The organism is Acerihabitans arboris, assembly GCF_010131535.1.
GTDB classification, from domain to species: domain Bacteria; phylum Pseudomonadota; class Gammaproteobacteria; order Enterobacterales; family Enterobacteriaceae; genus Acerihabitans; species Acerihabitans arboris.
In genome coordinates this window covers 286,021-307,053 of record NZ_WUBS01000005.1, presented here as the reverse complement: position 1 = coordinate 307,053, position 21,033 = coordinate 286,021, and the positions used below count along the sequence as shown (strand labels likewise).

General features: G+C 60.1%; 15 protein-coding genes. 2 read left to right on the top strand and 13 right to left on the bottom strand.

What is annotated here, in order from left to right:
* The first annotated feature begins 224 nt into the window (after positions 1–224).
* Positions 225–1,415: an amino acid aminotransferase gene (locus tag GRH90_RS09265; protein ID WP_162365657.1), complete on the top strand. Its 1,191-nt coding sequence runs from the start codon at positions 225–227 to the stop codon at positions 1,413–1,415.
* A gap of 39 nt (positions 1,416–1,454) precedes the next feature.
* On the opposite strand, the gene GRH90_RS09260 is transcribed toward GRH90_RS09265, so the two are convergent.
* The 7 genes from GRH90_RS09260 to cmoM form a co-directional block, all read right to left on the bottom strand.
* Positions 1,455–2,084 (bottom strand): MBL fold metallo-hydrolase, encoded by a 630-nt coding sequence (locus GRH90_RS09260; protein ID WP_162365656.1) that lies wholly within the window; start codon positions 2,082–2,084, stop codon positions 1,455–1,457.
* Positions 2,085–2,145: 61 nt separating this feature from the next.
* Positions 2,146–2,694, bottom strand: coding sequence for a peptidoglycan L,D-endopeptidase MepK (gene mepK / locus GRH90_RS09255; RefSeq protein ID WP_162365655.1), 549 nt, complete (start codon positions 2,692–2,694; stop codon positions 2,146–2,148).
* Between the two features lie 183 nt (positions 2,695–2,877).
* Positions 2,878–4,677, bottom strand: coding sequence for a L,D-transpeptidase LdtD (locus GRH90_RS09250; protein WP_162365654.1), 1,800 nt, complete (start codon positions 4,675–4,677; stop codon positions 2,878–2,880).
* A 342-nt stretch (positions 4,678–5,019) separates the two neighbouring features.
* A complete protein-coding gene (gene mukB, locus GRH90_RS09245; RefSeq protein WP_162365653.1) occupies positions 5,020–9,474 on the bottom strand; it encodes a chromosome partition protein MukB in 4,455 nt (1,484 codons plus the stop codon).
* A complete protein-coding gene (gene mukE, locus GRH90_RS09240; RefSeq protein WP_162365652.1) occupies positions 9,471–10,202 on the bottom strand; it encodes a chromosome partition protein MukE in 732 nt (243 codons plus the stop codon). Before mukE ends, mukB begins: the two co-directional genes overlap by 4 nt.
* Positions 10,183–11,505, bottom strand: a complete 1,323-nt coding sequence (mukF, locus tag GRH90_RS09235; protein WP_162365651.1) for a chromosome partition protein MukF — start codon at positions 11,503–11,505, stop codon at positions 10,183–10,185. The genes mukE and mukF overlap by 20 nt, the downstream gene beginning before the upstream one ends.
* Positions 11,502–12,284: a tRNA uridine 5-oxyacetic acid(34) methyltransferase CmoM gene (gene cmoM, locus GRH90_RS09230; protein WP_162365650.1), complete on the bottom strand. Its 783-nt coding sequence runs from the start codon at positions 12,282–12,284 to the stop codon at positions 11,502–11,504. The genes mukF and cmoM overlap by 4 nt, the downstream gene beginning before the upstream one ends.
* A 152-nt stretch (positions 12,285–12,436) precedes the next feature.
* Here cmoM and elyC point away from each other — a divergent pair, with 152 nt between their 5' ends.
* On the top strand, positions 12,437–13,234 hold the full coding sequence (elyC, locus tag GRH90_RS09225; protein WP_162365649.1) for an envelope biogenesis factor ElyC: 798 nt from the start codon (positions 12,437–12,439) through the stop codon (positions 13,232–13,234).
* A 27-nt stretch (positions 13,235–13,261) separates the two neighbouring features.
* On the opposite strand, the gene GRH90_RS09220 is transcribed toward elyC, so the two are convergent.
* The 6 genes from GRH90_RS09220 to GRH90_RS09195 form a co-directional block, all read right to left on the bottom strand.
* Positions 13,262–14,155 carry a YcbJ family phosphotransferase gene (locus GRH90_RS09220; protein ID WP_162365648.1) on the bottom strand — a complete coding sequence of 298 codons (894 nt, stop codon included), beginning with the start codon at positions 14,153–14,155 and terminating at the stop codon, positions 13,262–13,264.
* 299 nt (positions 14,156–14,454) lie between these two features.
* Complete coding sequence (gene kdsB / locus GRH90_RS09215) at positions 14,455–15,210, bottom strand: 3-deoxy-manno-octulosonate cytidylyltransferase (RefSeq protein WP_162365647.1); 756 nt, start codon at positions 15,208–15,210, stop codon at positions 14,455–14,457.
* Entirely contained in the window at positions 15,207–15,389 is a 183-nt protein-coding gene (locus tag GRH90_RS09210; protein ID WP_162365646.1) for a Trm112 family protein, read from the bottom strand. The genes kdsB and GRH90_RS09210 overlap by 4 nt, the downstream gene beginning before the upstream one ends.
* A 360-nt stretch (positions 15,390–15,749) precedes the next feature.
* A complete protein-coding gene (lpxK, locus tag GRH90_RS09205) occupies positions 15,750–16,796 on the bottom strand; it encodes a tetraacyldisaccharide 4'-kinase (RefSeq protein WP_162365645.1) in 1,047 nt (348 codons plus the stop codon).
* The gene (gene msbA, locus GRH90_RS09200) at positions 16,789–18,540 is read right to left on the bottom strand and encodes a lipid A ABC transporter ATP-binding protein/permease MsbA (protein WP_162365644.1); all 1,752 of its coding nucleotides are present in this window, start codon (positions 18,538–18,540) and stop codon (positions 16,789–16,791) included. The genes lpxK and msbA overlap by 8 nt, the downstream gene beginning before the upstream one ends.
* A 38-nt stretch (positions 18,541–18,578) precedes the next feature.
* Positions 18,579–20,927: a ComEC family protein gene (locus GRH90_RS09195; protein WP_312857177.1), complete on the bottom strand. Its 2,349-nt coding sequence runs from the start codon at positions 20,925–20,927 to the stop codon at positions 18,579–18,581.
* Positions 20,928–21,033: the final 106 nt, after the last annotated feature.

The following is a 21,033-nucleotide window of genomic DNA, read 5'->3' as shown; positions in this document are numbered from 1 at the left end:
GCGCTGCCGCGCTTAGCCGCGGTAAGTATGGAAAGAAGAGGCAGGGTTTATACCCTGCCTTTTTTATTGGCGAAATCCCGCAATATTTTTTTTCGCTGTTTTCTGGCAAATTCCCTTGCGGCGTCACAGCGATTTTTTCCCCAGACTGTTGGCAAAGCGTGCTTCTGGCGGTAACCTGATAACACTCTGTGCTCACCTTAAGTTACCTTCTGGAACCCTTCACAATGTTTGAACATATCCCACTGGCTGCCGCCGATCCTATTCTTGGTTTGCTTGACATTTTTCGCGCCGACGATCGCCTGAATAAAATCAACCTGGGCATCGGCGTCTATAAAGACGAAACCGGCCAGACGCCGGTACTGACCAGCGTCAAAAAAGCCGAGCAGTTGCTGCTGGAAAACGAAGTCACTAAAAATTACCTGGGCATCGACGGTTTGCCCGCCTTCGGCCACTGTACGCAAACGCTGCTGTTCGGGTCGGACAGCGCGGTGATTGCCGCTAACCGCGCCCGCACCGCGCAAACGCCCGGCGGCACCGGCGGGCTGCGAGTTGCCGCCGATTTCCTGGCAAAAAACACCGCCACCCGGCGTGTATGGATCAGCACCCCGACCTGGCCGAACCATAAAAATATCTTCGCCGCGGTCGGCCTGGAGACGGCGGACTATAACTATTACGACGCCGCCGAACACTCGCTGGACTTCGACGGCATGCTGGCAAGCCTTGAGCAGGCCGAGGCCGGCGACGTGGTGCTGTTCCACGGCTGCTGCCATAATCCCACCGGCATCGACCCGACAGAGGCCCAGTGGCATGCCCTGGCCGAGCTGTCGCACAGCAAAGGCTGGCTGCCGCTGTTTGATTTCGCCTACCAGGGTTTTGCCCGTGGGCTGGAAGAGGACGCGCAGGGCCTGCGTATTTTTGCCGATAATCATGCGGAAATGATTATTGCCAGTTCTTATTCAAAAAACTTCGGACTATATAACGAACGCGTCGGCGCCTGTACCCTGGTGGGGACGGATGCCGAAACCGCCGACAAAATATTCAGCCAGCTGAAATCCTGTATCCGCGCCAACTACTCCAACCCGCCGGCCCACGGCGCCGCCATCGTCGCCACCATTTTAGGCAATGAGGCGCTGAAGGCGTTATGGGAGCAGGAACTGACTGAAATGCGCCAGCGCATACGGCGCATGCGCCAGCTGTTCGTCAGTACCCTGCGCGATAAAGGCGCCCAGCAGGATTTCGAGTTTATCAATACGCAAAACGGCATGTTCTCGTTCAGCGGCTTGACCAAGGAGCAGGTACTGCGGCTGCGCAGCGAGTTCGGCGTCTACGCGGTAAATTCCGGCCGGGTTAACGTGGCGGGCATGACCACCGAGAATATGGCGCAGCTGTGCGAAGCCATAGTGGCGGTGCTTTAATTCATCAATACCTATAAAACCGCCTAAACGGCGGTTTTTTTATCGCAGGAAGGGGTTGGTCAGGCGTTCATGGCCGAGGGTGGACATAGGGCCATGGCCGGGCAGAAAGTCAATATCGTCGCCCAGGGGCAGCAGCTTGGTGCGGATGGAATCGATCAGATCCCGATGGTTGCCGCGCGGGAAATCACTGCGGCCGACGCCGCCGTAAAACAGCACATCGCCCATCAGGATAAAATGCGCGGCGGCGTTATAAAACACGATATGTCCCGGGGTATGCCCCGGGCAGTGCAGGATGGCAAAACGCTCTTCGCCGACCAATACCTCCTCCCCTTCCTCCAGCCAGCGATCCGGGGTAAGCGGCGGGCAGTCGTCCAGGCCGAACATCCGACTTTGCTCCGGCAGTCCCGCCAGTAAAAAAAGATCTTCGCGCTGCGGCCCGACGATGGGCACGCCATAGTGCGCCGCAAGCTCGGCGGCGGCGCCAACATGGTCAAGATGGCCGTGGGTTAGCAGGATCTGTTTTATCGTTACGGGTTTTTCCGCCACCGCCGCGATAAGCCTTGCCGCGTCGCCGCCGGGATCGACCAGCGCCGCTTCACCGGTTTTCTCGCACCAAACCAGTGAACAGTTCTGGCTGAAGGCGGTAACCGGCACAATGTGGTATTTCATAACTCTCCATAATACTCTGTTATCGCCTGCCGCACGGAACCCGGGCCGGGCGAAAACACATTCACCAGGCTCTTACCGGACCGGTATCAATATGGACAAAGTTACTGCTGGGATAATAACCTACCCCGCCCATCCGCATTTTCATCGCCGCCTTGCGGACGTTGCCCAGCTGCACGCCTTCAATATGAAAATCCATCGCTTTACCCAGCGTATGGTAGCTGTGCTTGGCCACCCCGGAACTGTGCGCGCGCAGTTCATTATTGGTGTCCACCGAACGATAACCTGAAATCAATTGCACCGGCTTGTTGGTGTCGAGCATCGTTTGCAGGCGATAAATATGATCAAACAAGCGCGGATCGATACTCGTCACCTTATTGGCGCGGTAATCACGGAAAAAATGATTAAGCCGCGACAGCTCCCCGGCATTATACCCTTTACCGTTAAAAAATTCGGCTTTTAACGTTTCGCCGGTATTCAGGTTATTCAGCGAAAGAATCCGCGGCCGGGGCGTGGAAAGCATGGCGAAAGATGTGCTGGGCAGCAAGGCGATACCCATGGCGGCACAGCTTAAGGTCAAGAGTTTGCGGCGGTGATGATTTATATGATCCATGAGCGAAATAACCAATCGGCGTAGGGGAAACAAACGAATTGCACATAAGCGCACCGTCGGGAACCATAACCGCAGTGATTGGCGCAGTCAACCAACGCAATGTCAAGTTTTGCAAAGACTCACAAATTACGCCGCCGGATCGATGCCGACCCGATGATAAATAATTCTCATTCGTTCAGCGGCTTATTGCAGCAGCCGCTGCGCATTGGCCAGGCTTTTGACCCCAACTTTTATGGTGGAATCATAATTGTAAATATCTGTACGAAATTGGGGTTTTCCGTCATCCGCCACCCAGGCGGTAAGATAAAACAGGTTTACCGGTATTTGATGACGAATCGGCACATAGGTGGTATTGCCCTGCTTAAGCGTGGCGCTGACCCGGCTATCGCCCCAGCCGGCATCCTGCAACAGCATATTGGCCAGATCGGACGCTTTATTCACCCGCACGCAGCCCGAGCTTAGCGCGCGCATATCGCTAAGGAACAGATTATGGTTCGGGGTGTCATGCAGATAGATGGCGTCCGAGCTGGGCATATTAAATTTATAACGCCCCAGGGCGTTGTTGACGCCCGGGTTCTGGCGCAGCCGGAAAGGAAAATGGGTCGGCGTTATCATGCCCCAGTCCAGGGTGCCGGGGTCGATAACCTCGGCGTCGCTGCTCCAGCCCGACAGCACGGTAAAGCCGTTACGCTGCAGGTAGCCCGGATCGTGCATCGCCTTGGGCACGATATCCTGGCGCACCAGGGAGGTAGGCACATTCCACGGCGGATTAAGCACCACGCTGCTGAGCGCGCTGCGCATCAGCGGTGTCTTGCGGCTCGGCCGGCCGACGATCACCCGCGAGGACAGCACTTCGGCGCCCTGCTGGTAATAGACCAGCGAAAAGTTGGGAATATTCACCTGGATGCCGGTGTTGATACGGTTGTTAAGCAGGCGCAGGCGCTGGATATTCAGCGCCAGCAGCGTCACCCGGGTTTGCGGCGAAACATTGAGCCAATCCCTGGTCTGGCGGCCGATAACGCCGTCAGCGGTCAATCCCTGCCAGCTCTGGAAACGTTTTACCGCATCGACCAGATCCGGAGTGAAAACTTTATCCTGCGGGTCGACCGTGGCCACCACCGCCGGATCGGAGGTGGAGGCGGACGGCCTGAGCGAATCGGCGGCCGGGCTGACCACCGCCGATTGCTGCGCGGCCGTTACCGGAGGCGGGGTGCGCACGTCCGCCGGCATGTTGTCGGCGGTGGGCAACGGCGTGGCGGGCGCCGGGCTTATCATGCCGCTGCGGCGTAATATTTCGCGCAGGGCCGGAATATCATCGCTTAACTGGCCGGGGCGCAGGCTTTCGCTGCCGTTCAGCTGCGGCCAGGGATGATTATCCGTCATCATGGTTTTTAACGCCTGGCGCATTTTCAGGTATTGCGGATGTTGCGGCGCCAGCCCGGCCACGAAGCGCAGGATACTGCCGTCGTTAACCGCATGCTGCCAGTGCTCGACCGCCAATGCCGGCGGCGATGCCAGGCGGTAAGGCTTGCCGTTGTAGAGCCAGTTCTCGCCGTTTTGCTCAACTCCGGTGACAAACTGCAGATACCCCAGCATGGCGTCGGACAATATCACGTCCCGCGCCATTGCGCTGATATCAGGATTGGTGAGCCACTGCGCCCAGGTGATAAACTGCGGCTGGACCCCGGATAACGCCAGTTCGGCCAGCTGTTGCTGGAACTGCTGGATGGCGTCCCTGTCCTGCCACAAGGGCTGGTTGTGCCGGGCGGCATACAGCGCGGTCAACTCGGATGCGTAATAAGGCTTGATGCCGGCGGGCAGCACCGCCGCCAGTGCGGCATGGCTGTGCCCCAGCGTCTTGGTATCCGGCATGATAGGGGCTGTGGCCACCTGCGCCCGGGCGGCCATCAGCGGTATCAGGCTCGATACCAGCAGACAACCGATAAGCGTACGTCGCCATAACACAGAATTGGTCAGTAACATCCCTTGTCCCCTGTTTGCAGAATTGTTAATTATTTTCGTCTTATTTTTTACACCCAACTTTACCTTAGTATATAAGCAGAAAGCCAACTCTGCGCTGTCGGTATGTGGCGAAAAGTGTAATCATTTAGCCGCTTCGCCCGTTATGCCGCCGCGGCAAAAAAAACCGCCCTGAAGGCGACAGGAATTTCAGCACTACACCGGCCTTATATCCGGCGTGTTAAAGGGAGGGCATGCCGATGGGGTCGAAGCGGGCATGGTTTTTCTGCCCGCCAGGGCGCCCCATGGCATGGCACGCCCGCCGGCACCACGCTTAAATTCGGCGCGTTAAAGGGAGCTCACGCCTCAGGAGGCTTCCTGCGCCGGGACGGCCGCGGGCACCGGCGGGATATCCGCGCCAAAGCCGCGCAGCCCCACCACATGCACATGTTCCTGGTTATTGAACACCTTACGCACCAGCTTATAGGTAGTGCCCTTTTCCGGACTGATGTTTTCCGGCGCGGCGATAATCAACTGCATCTGCAGCCGGTCGCACAGTTCAAACAGCGTGGCGATGGATTTGGCGTCAAGACGCGCCGCCTCATCCAGGAATAGCAGCCGGCAGGGTGAAATATCCTTGCCGCGCAGGCGGCTGGACTCTTCTTCCCAGCTCTGCACCACCATCACCAGGATCGACATGCCGGTGCCGATGGCCTCGCCGGTCGACAACGCCCCGCTCTCGGCGCGCAGCCAGCCGTCGGCGCCGCGGTTGACCTCCACTTCCATTTCCAGGTAGTTGCGATAGTCCAGCAGCTCTTCGCCGATGGTCTGCGGCGTGCGCTGTCCCATGTCGATATGCGGATTCAGCCGCTGGTACAGTTTCGCCAACGCTTCGGAGAAGGTCAGCCGGTTGCTGCTGAACAGATCCTGATGCTGTTCCTGCTGTTCGCTCAGCACGTCGAGCAGGGTGGCGTGGGCCTCGCGCACGTTCACATTCAACCGCACGCTTTTCACCTGGCCGAAGCTTACCGCCTGCAGCCCCTGGTTAAGCATGCGGATACGGTTTTGCTCGCGCTGGATGGTCTTGCGAATGATATTCGCCACGCTTTTGGAACTGATGGCCAGCTTCTGCTCGCGGGCGGTTAATTCCTCGGTCAGGCGGCCCAGCTCGATCTCCATCTGTTCGATGGCGTCCACCGGGTCGTCGGTACGGATAATATCCTGGCGGATGCGCTCGCGCAGATGCTGGTAGACGGCGATAAAGAACTGGATTTTTTTCTCCGGACGTTTCGGATCTTCCGACAGCCTGAGCACATCGCGCAAATGTTCGTTATCCGCCACCGCCAGGCGCAGTGCGCCCAGGGCCTTATCGGACATGGAACGCAGTTCTTCCGCCTCCAGATAGGCCAGTTCGCGGCGGTGCAGCCGGCGTTCGACGCCGTTATCCCGCACCAGGCGCATGACCGCGCACCAGCCGGCCTTGGCCGTCACCACCTGTTCACGTACCTGGTGATATTCGCGCTCCAGCTTGTTCAGCTTTTTCTGCAGGGCGTCCATTTCGGTTTCACAGAAGGTCAGCTGTTTCTCCAACTGGTTGCGCCGGCTGCGGTTCTGGCTCAGGGAAGCGTGCAACTGGTCGCGGCGCTCCTTGGCGCGGGCCTCGGCGCTGGCGTCGGCCTGTACGCCGATATCCTGCAATTCCTGCGTGAGCTCGGCGAACATATCGCGTTTGGCGTCGTAGGCGCTCTTCAGCGAGGCCAGCACCTGGGTCAGTTGGGTCAGCTGCGCCTGATGCTGGCGCAATGCGTCACGCGCCCGGCTGCGCTCGGCTTCCGCCTGCTCCAGCCGCTGGCGCAGCTTGTCGTTGAGATCCGAGTTTTCCGTCAGCATGCCGGCGGAATCGGAATAGCTGAAATGAGCGCGGCGCTGCACCACCTCGGTCAGGGCAAACGCCTGCTGCTTGGCCTGGCGCTGCGCCTGCTGCGCCTGCTGGTAATCCGCCTGCAGCTGTTCGTGCTGCTCGGGATCGCTTTGCAATACCGCCAACAGCGGCTCCAGCTGATCCAAGGCGTCGCGATGGCGTTGCAGATAACGCACCGCGTCCTGGGCATCTTCCCATTCCGCCCGTACGGTTTCGAGGCGATCCGCCAGCGTATCGTCGCCCAGCAGGCTGATACGCGGTATCAGGCGGTTCAGCAGGCCCAATCCCTCGCGCGCCTGCTCGTACTGCTGGCGCTGCTGCTGGTTCTGGCCTTCATGATCGCTCAGCAGGCGTTCCAGCTCGCCGCGCCGGCTGCCCATGCCGCGGATTTCCGCCTCGGGATCGTCTTCAAACGCCACGGCCAGATGGGCGCCGACAAAGCGTCCGAAAGCCTGGTGCAAACGCTGTATTTTTTGCACATCAAACGACAGGGTGGCATAACGTTCCGCCAGCGCGTCGCGCTCTTCGTTCAGGATCTCAAGGCGATTCTCGCGCGCCGCGCGCCCAAACAGCGGCACCGCCGGGAACCGGGAGTACCGCCACTGGCGATCGGCCACTTTCACCAAGACCGCCCTTTCCAGCTCTTCGATGCCGAATACGCTGTCATCAAAGGACTGCGGGTCGCCCTCGATCAGGTAGAGATCGTCGGGGCACTCGTCCAGGCCGTCCAGCTGATCGCGGATGCGCGACAAATCCGGTACCACGATGGCGTGGCGCGACGGACCGTACAATGCCGAGAAATAAGGGGCGTCGTCAAAGGTGACGTCGTCATAGATTTCCGATAACAGCACGCCGCCAAACCGTTCCGCCAGGGCGGCCAGGCGCGGATCCTCGCCGCCGCCCGGATGGCTCAGCCGCTCAATCTGGTCTTCCAGCGCGCGCTTGCGGCCCGCGACCTCATCGCGCTCCACGGTGGTCTCGCGCTCGCGCTCCAGCAACTGCTGCATAACCTCGGTGACCTGCGAGCCGCTTTCCAACGTCTCGCCGCTTTGTTCCTCAAGCGCGGTCAACGCGTCCTGCGCCGCCAGCCAGGCCGGCGCGCGCTGCGTCAGCCGCTGCAGCCGCTGCAGGATCTGATCCAGCTCCTGGCGCAATCCCATGCGCCGCTCCCCGGCCTCGGAGACGCTGGCCGACAACGTTTCGACCCGCGCTTCCAGCTCTTGCTGCGCCGCGTCCAGATCTTCCGGCTGGTATTCGGCGCCGGTACGTTTGCCGAATTCCGCCAGCAGGCGCTGGGCTTCCTGCTGTTCGCGCAGGCGTTGCTCCAGTTCGTCGAGCTGGCTGCGCAACGGCTGCAGCCGGTCGGCCTGATGCTGCAATGACGCGGCGTCGCGCAGCAGCTCACGGGCGGTCTGCCAGGCTTCACTGCGCGCAACCTGGCCGGCGACCTGAGTCACCAGTTTGAAGGCTTGTTCAAACTGCCCGCGCGCCGCCTGCGCCACGCTCAGTTTCTGTTCCAGTCCGAGCAGGACGTCGGTGGCTTCCTGCTCCCGGGCCTGGAAAAGGTCCAGCTCCCGCTCGGCGCCGTCTGCGCTTAGTTCGGACAGGCCGCACAGCTCGCGGGCGCGTTCGAGCGCCTGCAATGCCTGCTGGTACTGGATGGCGCGCGTTTGTTGCACGTCCAGCGCCTGCTGGTAATCCGCCAGCTGGCTTTTCAGTTCGTCCACTTCCAGCTCGGCGGCTTCGGCGCGCGCCTCGTTGTCCTGGTGGAGGTCCTGGGCCTCGGCCACCACTTCGTTTTGTTCTTCCAGCCGGCAGGTCAGCTCGTCGATATCGTCGCGATAGCGGGTGATTTTATCCTGCTGGCGCATGGCGGTCTGCACCAGGTTCAAATGGTCGCTGGCCGCCTGGTAATCCGTCTCCAGATCCGATTCGCTGCCGGTGGTTTCCTCCAGTTCGCGGGCCATGTCCACATGGCGGAACTGCTCCACCGCCAGCTGTTTGCGGCTGCCGAGCAGATCGCGGCGCAGGGTCAGCGCCTGATCAAGATGGATGCGCCGTTCGTTGGCATGGCGCATATAGTCCGCCGCCACATAGGACGTGGCTTCGGAAATCAGGTGCTTGAACAGATCGCGATCGGACTGGGTAACCCGTATCGCCTCCAGGGTCATGCGGTTTTCGCGCAGCGCCGCTTCCATATCCTGGAACGCCTTGCGCACGCCGCCGTTCTCCGGCAGCAGGTAATCGCGCAGCGAACGGGTAATGGCGCTGGAAATGCCGCCGTACAGCGAGGCTTCAATCAGCCGGTAATATTTGCTGCGATCGGCGGCCGAGCGCAGGCGGCGTGGAATAACGCCCAAATCGAACATCAGGGAGTGATAGTCGGTAATGGAGTTGAAGACCTTGAACTGCACGCCTTCCGTCTCCTCCACCCGCTCCTTGAGCTCCTGCAGGCTCAGCACCCGCGCCTGGCGCTCGCCAACCGCCTCGGTCAGGATTTCCGTCGGCTGCACCGCGACGGGCAGCCCCTGGATCATAAAGGGTTTGATATCGACTTTGCGGTCGCGCCCGGCGATTTGCTGCAACCGCACGCCGACCAGCACCCGCTGGTGGCGTGAATTGACCACGTCCAGGGCGGCGTAACAGACGCCGGCGCGCAGCTTGCCGTGCAGCCCCTTGTCGCGGGAACCGCTGGTGGCGCCGGCTTCGGTGGTGTTACGGAAATGCAGCAGCGTAAGATCGGGGATCAGGGCGGTGATAAAGGCCGCCATGGTGGTGGATTTCCCCGCGCCGTTGCCGCCGGACAGGGTGGTCACCAAGCCGTCCAGATCGAAGGTCCGGGCAAAAAAACCGTTCCAGTTAACCAATGTCAGTGAGCGAAATTTACCACGTTCAATCATGCCAGTTCATCCTCGGCGCTTTCCGACGATCCGTCATTAAGATTGCCATTATCGTCATCCTGCTCGTCATTAAGCGATAAGGCCTGTTCGATAGGCATCGCCTCGCCGTCGCGAATCATGCGCAGCTGCGCTTCGCGCGCATCGTCACCGCTGCGCACGTCGGCGCCGAAGCGGAATACCGACTCGGTAATGCGAAACTTCGAGGCATCGTTGCCCATAAACCACACCATGCCCAGCCGGCGCAGGCGGTTAAGCGACGTGCGCACTTTTTCCTGCAGCTTTTGCCGGTCGAGATCGGAGCCGGTTGAGCGCTGGTTGACCAGCTTAAGCAGTTTGTTTTCATCCGCCAGGCCAAGCAGCTCATCATAGAGTTCCTGCTGGGTGAATATACCCTCATGGGCCAGGCGTTCGGGGCTGAGATAAAGATAACACAGGATTTTACCCACCATCATATCCAGCTCGGACAGCACCGAACGCGGGATCAGCGTGGTGGAACGCGGCCGCAGATAAAAAAATCCTTCCGGCGCGCGCACCAGCTCCACATTATAGCGGCGATAAAAGCTCTCAAGCTCTTCCTGGAAATCCATCAGGAACGCATGATTATCCAGCTCTTCGACGCCGATATGGCGACCGGAGCGTAACGCGCTGTCGAGCGCCGGGAATATCGGGTTCGACAGGGCTTTTGCCAGCTTGACCGGCATGGTTTCTTCAATACTTATCGATGACATGGGCCTGTACCTTAGCACCGTAATCGTTGATTGCCTGCCATTGTGGCGGCAATCCGGAAAAGTCCGATCCGGCGACACCCAGACGCACCGCCTGATCAACTAAAATACGCGCGACGTCAAAATGGCGCGCGCGCGGAAACCGGGCCAGGTAATCACGCATGACCCGGCCGAGATCCAGCGGCAGATGCTGCTGTTTATACTGTGCCAGCGCCTCGTCGATCATGGCGGTCAGCTGCTCGCGGATTTCATTGAATTCTTCGTATTCCATATCCGGCGGTAGTTCGCCGGTGACCTCTTCGCTGCGCAGCATCAGCTCTTCGTCGCGCATGTCCAGCAGACGGTCGGCGTTGGCGTAGGTGAGCGCCCAGGGATGATCAAAATAGTTCTGTACCGACTGGCGCAGTCGCTGGGCAAATACCCGGTTCTTATCCATATCGATGGCGGTACGGATAAAACGGTGCACGTGGCGATCGTAACCGATCCACAAGTCTATCGCCTGCTGTCCCCAACTGGTGATGCGGTCGAGCTTATTCTGCAAATCGAAAACCAGCTTGTCGATAAAGGTCAGCTGCTGATGGCCGAGGGTCGCATCCTGGATGCGCAACAGGTTGGCCTGCAGTTTATCCCCCGCCGCCTCCAGTGTATCCTGCAATTCGCGCAGGGTGCCGGAGGTTTCCGACAGCAGTAATTCACAGTTGGCGATGGCGGCGCGCCAGTCCTGGTTGAGCAGGGCCGCGATGTCGTCCTTCACCGACTGCTGCTGTTCGTCCATGATGCGCTGGGTCATATCGATGCTGTCGAATATTTCCGCCACCGAATACTTCAGCGGGGCGAACACATTGCGGTGCCAGTGAAACTCATCGCCATCCTCCTCAGCCGCCTCGGCCGCCCGCTGCAGTTCCTGGGCCACGATGGACAACTGCACCGACAGACGCAGGGTGGAGAATTCACGCTGACGAATATAGTAGTCGCTGATGCCGATACCCAGCGGCGTCAGGCGATAGATGGCGTTGCCGTCGGCCAGTTCGCTGACAAAACGGTTGAGCAGACGCTGGCGCACTAGATCGTTGATGGCATTGTTGGCCCGCACCGCCACCGTCTCCTGGGTCTGTTCAAACCCCTTGCAGACGTGACGAAAGGCATCCACCAGCTCGCCTTCGCTCATTTCGCCGTCCATGCGCTCGCTGTTAAGGGTGGCGATAGCCAGCACAAAAGCAAGCCGCTCGATAGGCAGCGACAGCGAGAAGTCATTTTTCCGGGCCCAGGCGACCAGTTCCGGTACAGTCTGGGAAAATTCACTCATAATTCATCCTTCAGGGGTTTATGCGCCATGACGTGGATGTAGCGCCCCATGCTGATAAAGGGTTCCTGTCGGCAATAACGTTGCTCCATCGCCAATAAGGCAGGAAAATCATCCTGTTGCTGCTGCTTGTTCTGCAGATAGTCATGAAACACCCGCACGCCGCTTTTGCCGCTGAACGTCATGCCCATATCGGCCAGCCAGCCGAATACCTGTCCGGGATCGCAGGGATAGAGCGGCATCAGGGAGCGTTTTTTCCGTTTCGGCATCCCGGCCGCCACAAATTCAATATTGCCCAGGATCATATTGCGCATCACCAGACCGTGCTTATTGTAAAACATTAACGACAGAGCGCCACCCGGGGCCAGGCAATCATACAGCCCCTGCAACAATTCGCGCGGTTGGGCGACCCATTCCAATACCGCATGCAACAATATCAGATCGGCCGGCCTTTCCAAATGGGAAGCGATATCCTGCGCGGCGCTTTGCACAAATTGCATGTGCTCTATCACAGAGTGCCGCTGCGCCGCTTGCCGTGCCCGCTCAATCATGCCCGCCGAGAGATCGCACAACAGCACCCGGTGTCCCAGCGCCGCCAGTTGGCACGCCATGCGCCCTTCGCCGCCGCCGGCGTCAAGGATATACAGCGGGCGTCCGGGCAGGCGCGTCAGTAAGCCCTCTACATCCTGCCAGACCACCGCCTGGCGGATTTGCCCTTTGGTCGTGCCGTAAATATTGCGCGCGAATTTTTCAGCGATATCGTCAAAATTGCGGTCCTGCATAATCGATGCTCCGGGCACGGCGACGGAAAAGGCGTTTTTACCATAAACCTGCCGTGAATCGACTATTTTGTCACAGGCTGACTTAGAATGAATCTTTCTGGCGCCGGATCGCGCCTGGTTGATTACATTTCGTCCAATTGGAGCGTTTTCCGATGCTTTTTGCCCTTAAAAAAATCGTCGGCGGGCTGTTATTGCCGCTGCCGCTGCTGATTTTGCTCATGGGAGCGGGCCTGCTGCTGCTGTGGCTGACGCGCTGGCAGCGAACCGGTAAAGGCATAGTGACCCTGAGCTGGTTATGTTTGCTGCTATTAAGCCTGCAGCCGGTGGCCGACAGGCTGCTGGCCCCGATGGAGGCGACCTATCCCACCTATCGCGGGCGTCAACCGGGCATCGCCTATGTGGTGGTGCTGGGCGGCGGCTATACGTTTAATCCGTCGTGGGCACCCAGCTCCAATCTGATCAATAACAGCCTGCCGCGGGTGGCCGAAGGCATCCGTCTTTACCGTGGGCACCCCGGCGCTAAAATAGTGTTTACCGGCGCGGCGGCGGGCGGCAACCCGGTCAGCAGCGCCGAGACGGCGTCGGAAGTGGCGCAAAGCCTCGGGGTGCCGGCGGGGGATATTATCGTGCTGGACCAGCCGCGCGACACCCGCCAGGAAGCGGCGAGCGTGGGCGCGCTGGTGGGCAAGGCGCCGTTCCTGCTGGTGACGTCGGCCAATCATCTGCCGCGCGCCATGGGGTTTTTCCGGGCGCAGGGGCTCGCGCCGATCCCCGCCCCGGCCAACCAGCTGGCCATCGACAGTCCGCTCAATCTTTGGGAAAAGGTTATGCCATCCCCGCTCTGGCTGGGGCACGCCGATCGCGCCTGGTATGAAACCCTGGGCCGCGCCTGGCAGAAAATTACCGGCGGCGCGGCGGATCAGAGCCCTGAGCCGTCTTCATCGCAGTAAGGCCGTCGACGCCGGCGTCCTGCCCGCCTAATCAAGCCAGGGGACCAGCTCGGGGGCGGCCAGATCAAATACCGTGCGGTCCAGTAACCCGGTATGGATATAACGCGCCGCCGCCTCCCAGATACCGTATAACCAGCGCCGGTAAAGGAACGCCTCCGACACCGGCGCCTTGCTCAGGTAATGGTAGAGCAGATCCGTGGCCATGCCGTCTTCGCACAGGCGGAACAGGTCATACTCGCGCGGCGCCCACAGCATGGTGCCGGGATTGAGCATGGCGAGCAGTTGGTCGGTGCGCTGATCCTTGAGCATGCTGCGCAGCGTCAGATTGCCGTGCACCAGCACGCAGTTTTCCTGATAATCGGCAAACAGCCTGTCACGGCTTTGGCGGGTGCGGAACAGCAGATTACGATCCTGATAGGTCAACAGCGGCGCGGAGACTTTCAGCAGCGTCGACCAGATGACCTCGATGCGCTGCGCGTACCAGTTGGGCCAGGTATTTTCCTGTGTGCTGTCCACCGTGCCGACCAAACCGTGACTGTCGATACGGTGCCAGGCCAGCACGCTTTCGACGATTTGATCTTGAAGCAGGCGCCAGCGCTGCGGCGTGCGGGTGGGGGCTTCCGCAGATACGCCGCGCAGGCGCTCCATCAGCAGCAGCTCTTTATAAGGCGCCTGCTGGGTGACCACCAGGCCGTAGACCGTCGGCAGCCTGACCTCGCCCTCGCGGGCCAGCATGGATAGCTTATAGGCCTCCTGCTGCGCGATGCCCTGGCAGATATAACTTTTCGCCAGCAATGAAAGCGGATGTCCTTCCTTATCATACATAGCATAAAGGTGCGCATAAGGCTGTTCGCTGATCCGCTCCAAGCGGCTCAGCGATTCGCCCAACACTGCGCTTAGCTCGGCTTTCAATTGTTCCATGACAGACTCAACCTTTAATTGGATAGGCAACGTGTAAATATCAAACACGGGTCATCATGCTGGCTTCATCGGCAAACTTCTTCGTTTCAGATCAAGCTTTAGCGGGAAAAAAACGCGGTGGCTTCGCGCCTGCCGGTTTTCGGCGGGCGGAACATGCCGCGGCGGGGATAACATCGCGCGCGACGGAGGCCGGCCGCGCGGAGCGGGTTGCGGCGGGTCCGCCAGTGCCCGGCATTGCCGGCCGGCACTGGCGCCGGCCGGGTTCAGCATGGCAGGCCGCCGGCCATGCCTGCGTTAAATCAGCGATTGCAGCGCATCAGCTCGCGGACCCGCGCCAGCTCCTCCGGGGTATCGACGCCGATGCCCGGCACTTCCCTGGCCACCGCGACATGAATCTTTTCTCCGTACCATAGTACCCGTAGTTGCTCGAGCATTTCAATCTGCTCCAGCTGGCTGGGCTGCCAGCCCACGTAACGGCGGATAAAACCGGCGCGGTAGGCATAGATGCCGATATGGCGCAAAAAGGTGTCGCCGATCGATTCCCGGGAATGGGTAAATCGTTCCCGTTCCCAGGGTATGGCGGCGCGGGAAAAATAAAGCGCGAAACCCTGCGCGTCCATCACCACCTTTACCGCGTTGGGATTAAAGGCTTCCTCGGCGGTGGCGATGGGTACCGCAAGCGTCGCCATGCCCGCCTGGCAATGCGCCAGGTTATCGGCAACCTGCCGTACAATGACCGGGGGAATCAGCGGCTCGTCACCCTGGACATTGACCACGATCTGGTCATCGGGGAATTGGTAGCGATCGATGACTTCCGCCAGCCGTTCGGTGCCGGAGTGGTGATCGGGGCGCGTCATGCACACCTCGCCGCCCGCCTGGCGCACGGCGTCCACCACGCCCGGGTGGTCGGTTGCCACGATAACCCGGTCAGCGCCGGACTCCTGCGCGCGCTCCATCACGTGCACCACCATGGGCTTGCCGTCAATGTCCGCCAGGGGTTTGCCCGGCAGGCGGCTCGAGGCAAATCGCGCGGGGATAATAGCCACGAAACTCATTGATTTGTCTCGTCCAGCGTCAGCGCGCGGGCCTCGCTCTCCAGTAATACCGGGATACCGTCCCGAACCGGATACGCCAGGGCGTCCGATTTACAGATGAGTTCCTGTTTTTCTTTATTAAAATACAGCTTGCCGTTACAGACCGGGCACGCCACGATTTCCAATAAACGATGATCCATGTTTCCTCCAGCATACACACCCTGCGATGCGTCGATGGGCCAGAGAATAGCATAATGCGATAGTGGGCGGGAATGGTTACGGCGACAAGCTGCAATTGGCTTCACAGCGATTGACGAAAGCTATTAACATTTGTGTAAAATAGAGTTGATAACCGAACAGGAACGGCGTACTATTTTTTGTGAGCTACATCACACTTTAAATATTTAAGAGACAAGCCTGCCATGAAAACATTAAATAAAATTATTGCTCTGTTCGCTAATTTTAGCCGCTAAGCAAAAAAATACATCGCTCTCTCGGCCCGATCATCGTTGATGACCGGGCCGATTGTTTTTCCGCGGGACTAAAACCTGCCGCCGGAGCTAGCCCCGCGTCGTTACATCGTTATCCGCCGCGAGGCCGGCGGCGATTGTCCCGCTCTTTGCGCCGAAAGTTTTAATGGCCTGTTCTATCGGCGCCAGCAGCCTTGACGTCTCCTGCTCCGGCAACTGGGCGTTTACCGGCAGATACCACCAGTTTGCCTGGGCGAAGGCATGGCACTTCACCGCGTCTTTTTCCGTCATCAACAGCGTTTGGTGCGGCAAAGCCAGCGGTATCAGCTGTTCCGCGCGATAAGCCTGATGATCGCCGAAGGGAACCTCACGTTCGGCAACCACCCCAAGGGCGCGCAGCGTGGCGAAAAAACGCGGCGGATGACCGATGCCCGCCATGGCCACCACGGCGGGCAACTGTCCAGCCGGCCGGGTGTCGCCGCTGGTTAAATTGACCGCGTCTCCCGGCACCAGACGCATGGGCACTTCCCCCGGCAACGCATCGCCGCCGTTGACGATCACCGCGGAGACGCTGTCTAAACGGCCCGCCCGCTCGCGCATCGGACCGGCTGGCAGCCACCAGCCGTTGCCGAAACGTCGGTGGCCGTCCACCACCACCCATTCGATGTCGCGCGCCAGCGCATGGTGCTGCAGGCCGTCATCGGTAATGATGACATCCAGCGGCTGCCGTTCGAGCAACGCCGCCACCGCCTGCGCGCGCTTAGGCGCCACGGCCACCGCGGCGCGGGTGCGCTGGAAAATCAGCACCGGCTCATCCCCCGCCTGCCGGCTGGTGGTCGTGTCGTCCAGCAGCAGCGGGTAGCGTTCGGCGCGCCCGCCGTAACCGCGGGATACCACGCCTACCCGCCAGCCGCGCCGCTGCAGCTGCTCGACCAGCCATAACACCACAGGCGTTTTGCCGTTACCGCCGGCGGTCAGGTTGCCCACCACCACCACCGGCACCGGAAACCGGTATATCTTGCGCCATCCCAGGCGATAGCCGAGCTTGATTAGCAGGCTTGCCAGGCCATAGATCCAGGACAGCGGCAGCAGCAGCCAAAACAGCCGGGATCCGCCGAACCAGATGCGATCAATCATTACCGAACTGCATCCGGTGTAATTGGGCATAAGCGCCTTTCCGCGCCAGCAGGTCCTGATGCGACCCGCGCTCCACGATGCGTCCGTCTTCGACCACCAGGATTTCATCCGCTTTTTCGATGGTCGACAGCCTATGGGCAATCACCAGCGAGGTGCGGTTTTTCTGCAGGGCGTCAAGCGCCTTCTGGATGGCGCGTTCCGATTCGGTATCCAGCGCCGAGGTGGCTTCGTCCAGGACCAGTATCGGGCAATCGCGCAGCAACGCGCGGGCGATTGCGATGCGCTGCCGCTGTCCGCCGGAGAGCAGTACGCCGTTTTCGCCGATCACCGTATCCAGCCCTTTATCCATTTTGGCGATAAAATCCATGGCGTACGCCATGCGGGCCGCGTTTTCAACTTCATCGCGCGAAAAGCGGTCCTTGCGGGCATAAGCGATATTGTTGGCAATGGTATCGTTAAATAAATGCACATTTTGCGATACCAGCGCCACCTGATCGCGCAGCGAGGAGAGGGTATATTCCCTTAGATCGTGACCGTCCAGCAACACCGCGCCCTGCTGCACATCGTAAAACCGGGTCAGCAAATTGGCGATGGTGGATTTGCCGGACCCGGAGCGTCCGACCAGCGCCACCGTCTTGCCGGCCGGGATGGTCAGGCTGATATGCTCAAGCGACGGCGTTTCCTTGCCGGGATAAAAGAAGGTCACATCACGGAATTCGACGTTGCCTTCGGCGCGGTCGATCGCCAGGGTGCCGGTGTCCTGCTCTTGTTCCATATCAAGGATGGCGAACAGGGTCTGGCAGGCGGCCATGCCCCGCTGGAACTGGGAGTTAACGTTGGTCAGCGATTTCAGCGGGCGCATCAGCGCAATCATGGACGAGAACACCACGGTGATGGTGCCGGCGGTCAGGTTTTGCATGACGCTCGGGAAGCTGGCGGCATAGAGGACAAACGCCAGGGCCAGGGACGCGATAAACTGGATCACCGGGTCGGACACCGACGAGGCGGAAACCATTTTCATGCCCTGCTGGCGCATACGGTTGCTGACCTGGTTAAAGCGCTCGTTCTCAACCTTCTGGCCGCCAAAGATCAGCACTTCCTTGTGGCCCTTCAGCATCTGCTCGGCGCTGGTGGTGACCTGTCCCATGGTGTTTTGCATATTCTTGCTGATATTGCGAAAGCGTTTTGACACCTGCCGGATAGCAATGGAAACGATGGGCGCGATAACCACCAGGATCAGCGACAGCTGCCAGCTGTAATAGAACATCATGATAAACAGGCCGATGATCGAGGCGGTTTCGCGGATAACGGTAATCAGCGCGCTGGACGACGATGACGCCACCTGTTCCGAATCATAGGTAATACGCGACAACAGGGTGCCGGTGGATTGCTGATCGAAAAAGGACACCGGCATGCCCATCATATGGCTGAATAACCGGCGGCGCATTTGCATGACCACTTTGCCCGATACCCATGACACACAATAGCTGGAAACAAAACCGGTTGTTCCCCGCACCACCATCAGGCCGATAACGGCCAGCGGCATCCATACCAGGATGCTGTTATTGCTTTTGCCAAAGCCTTCGTCCAGCAGCGGCTTGAGCAACGACAGCATCAGGGTATCACTGGCGGCGTTGAGGATCAGGGCGATGGCGGAAACTATCAGGCCCGCCTTAAAAGGGGAGATCATCGGCCATAGGCGACGAAACGTCTGCCAGGTGGAGAGATCTTTATCATTGAGCATGCAATTAACCAGCGCTTAGTCCTAAATAGCCGACCATTCTACTCATTATCGGCTTGGACGCCAAACCACTGGTGATACCAGCGTGGCATAATTTGTTCCCGATACCCTTTTATCATCCAATGCGTGTCATAAAAATGGATACTGACCTGGCCGGAACGAGCGGTATCGTGCCAGGTTACGCCTTCCCGGCGGTAGCGCTCCCTGATTGCCGGCGCGGGCAGGCGCCACGGGCTAAAGCGGCCGGCCGACGCCAGCGCCGCAGTGGGACGCACCGCGCGTAAAAATGCGCGAGTGGAGGAGGTTTTGCTGCCGTGATGCGGCACCTGCAGGATATCGGCGCGCAGCCGCGCCCGCGCTGTCTTGAGCAAGGCCCGCTCGGCCGGTGCCTCGATATCGCCGGTTAACAATATGCTAAACGTGCCGTCTTCGATCTTGATGACGCATGAATCGTCGTTACCGGCTTTTTTGACCTGGCCCGGCGGCCACAGCACGCTGAACCGCAGCCCCTGCCAGTGCCATTGCTGTCCGCGAAGGCAGGGAAGATGTCCGGGGCTGCGATAGGAACTCGATACCGGCACCCCGGGAAACAACCGTTTAAGGGTGCCCAGCCCGCCGATATGATCCTGGTGGCTGTGACTGAGGAAAATACCCTCCGGCGTTAAACCGCGCCACGCAAGATAGGGCACGATCTCGGCTTTGCCGATATCACCGCCCTGCCAGCCGGCGCCGGTGTCATATAACAGCGCTTTGCCGTCACGCTCCACCGACACCGCCAACCCATGGCCGACATCAAGCATATCCACCCGCCAGCGCGGCCGATCCGCCCTATCCCGTGGAGCAAGCAGCAGCGCGGCCAGCACCACGATGTTCAGCCGATAGGTATGCCACCAGCCGAAGCGCCAGATAATGACCGCCAGCCAGCCGCCGATGCTGCACAGGATGCCGGTTTCCGCCAGTTCGCGCCACCCCTGCTGTAACGGCGCCAGCGGCCAGAATACCAGCGTCAGCGATTGATCGGCCAGATACCACAGCAGCCGGCTGACCGCCGGCAGCATGCCGAGGCAAATCGCCGCCAGGATCAGGGGAGTGGTAATAAAAGACACCAGCGGCACCGCCCACAGATTGGCCGGCAGCGACAGCGGATTGACGCCATGGAACAATCCCCATTGCAGCGGCAGCAGCAGCAGGGTCATGCCGCACTGCAGGTGCAGCCAGCGCAGCCACGCCCAGCGCAGTCCGGATTGAAAACGCGGCGGCAGGGGCGCCCACTGAAACCAGAAAACCAGCGCCGCCACCGCCAGGCATGATAACCACAGGCTGCTGGACAGGACGCTGAGCGGATCGGTAACCAGGATGAGCGCCACGCACCATAGCCAGACCTGCCAGGCGCCGCAGTGCACGCCGCGCATACGCAGCAGGATCCACAGCGACAGCGCCAGCAGCGCACGCACCGCCGGGAAGTTAACGCCGGAAATCCAGACATAACCCGCCGCGCTCAGCCAGCTTACCGCCAGCGGTAATACCGGGCTCACTAAACGCAGGGGCAGGAAAAATTGACCGCCGCGCGCCACCAGCCAGCCGAACAGGGCCGCCAGCGAAATATGCAGGCCGGAAATGGCCATAAGATGGGCGGTACCGGTTTGCTGTAACAGCAGGCGCAGTTCCTCGGGCATGCCCCGGCTTTCGCCAAACGCCAGCGCCAGTAAAATGGCTGGCCAGCTCAGATCGGTGAACCGGCCGGCGGCGCTGTCGATCAGCCGTTGCCGCAGGCCGCAGCGCGCATCCTCCACCTTGGCTTTGATCACCCGCCCCACCAGCGGCTGGTGGTTGGCAACGGCCCAGCGCTGGCTGTCGAAACCGCCCTCATTGAGCCGGCTGTGCTGAGGCCGCAGTTTTATCATCATTTTCCACCGCTGCCCGGCGCACCAGCGCTCAGGCAGTGATTGCCAACTCACCGCGGCATATACCGGCGGGAAGACCCGCGCGCCCCCCGCTTGGGTGATCTTGATCACCGCGCGCGACCGGGTGCTGTCCGCGTGGTGGATACTGACGATATGCGCGCGCACGATAGCCCGGGGCTGCGATAACACCGACGTTTGCTGCAGTATTTGCGTGGCGCAAAGGCATCCCCAGGCGAAAGCGGCCAGGGTTATGGCGGCTAAACGGCAGCCCGGCGCGCGCGTCAACCACAATAACCAGCCGGCCAGCACGATGCCATATAGCGTAGTGGCCGCCGGCAATGCGGGCAAAAAGCCCAAGGGCAGGATGCCGGCAATCGCGCATAACGCAACATGGTTTATGGATAACGGCATCAGTTCGTGGATCCGGCAATCATCGGCGATCAATCCTGGCAGCAAGGCGTTAGCGCCGATTGTTATCCGCGCCATCGACTGCCGCCACCGCCGGTTGTGGATTTGTCGATATCGCTTCGAAATAATGAGAGGGGATTACAGACAAGTGCGGCGGGCTGCGGGCGGACACGCAATTTGCCCT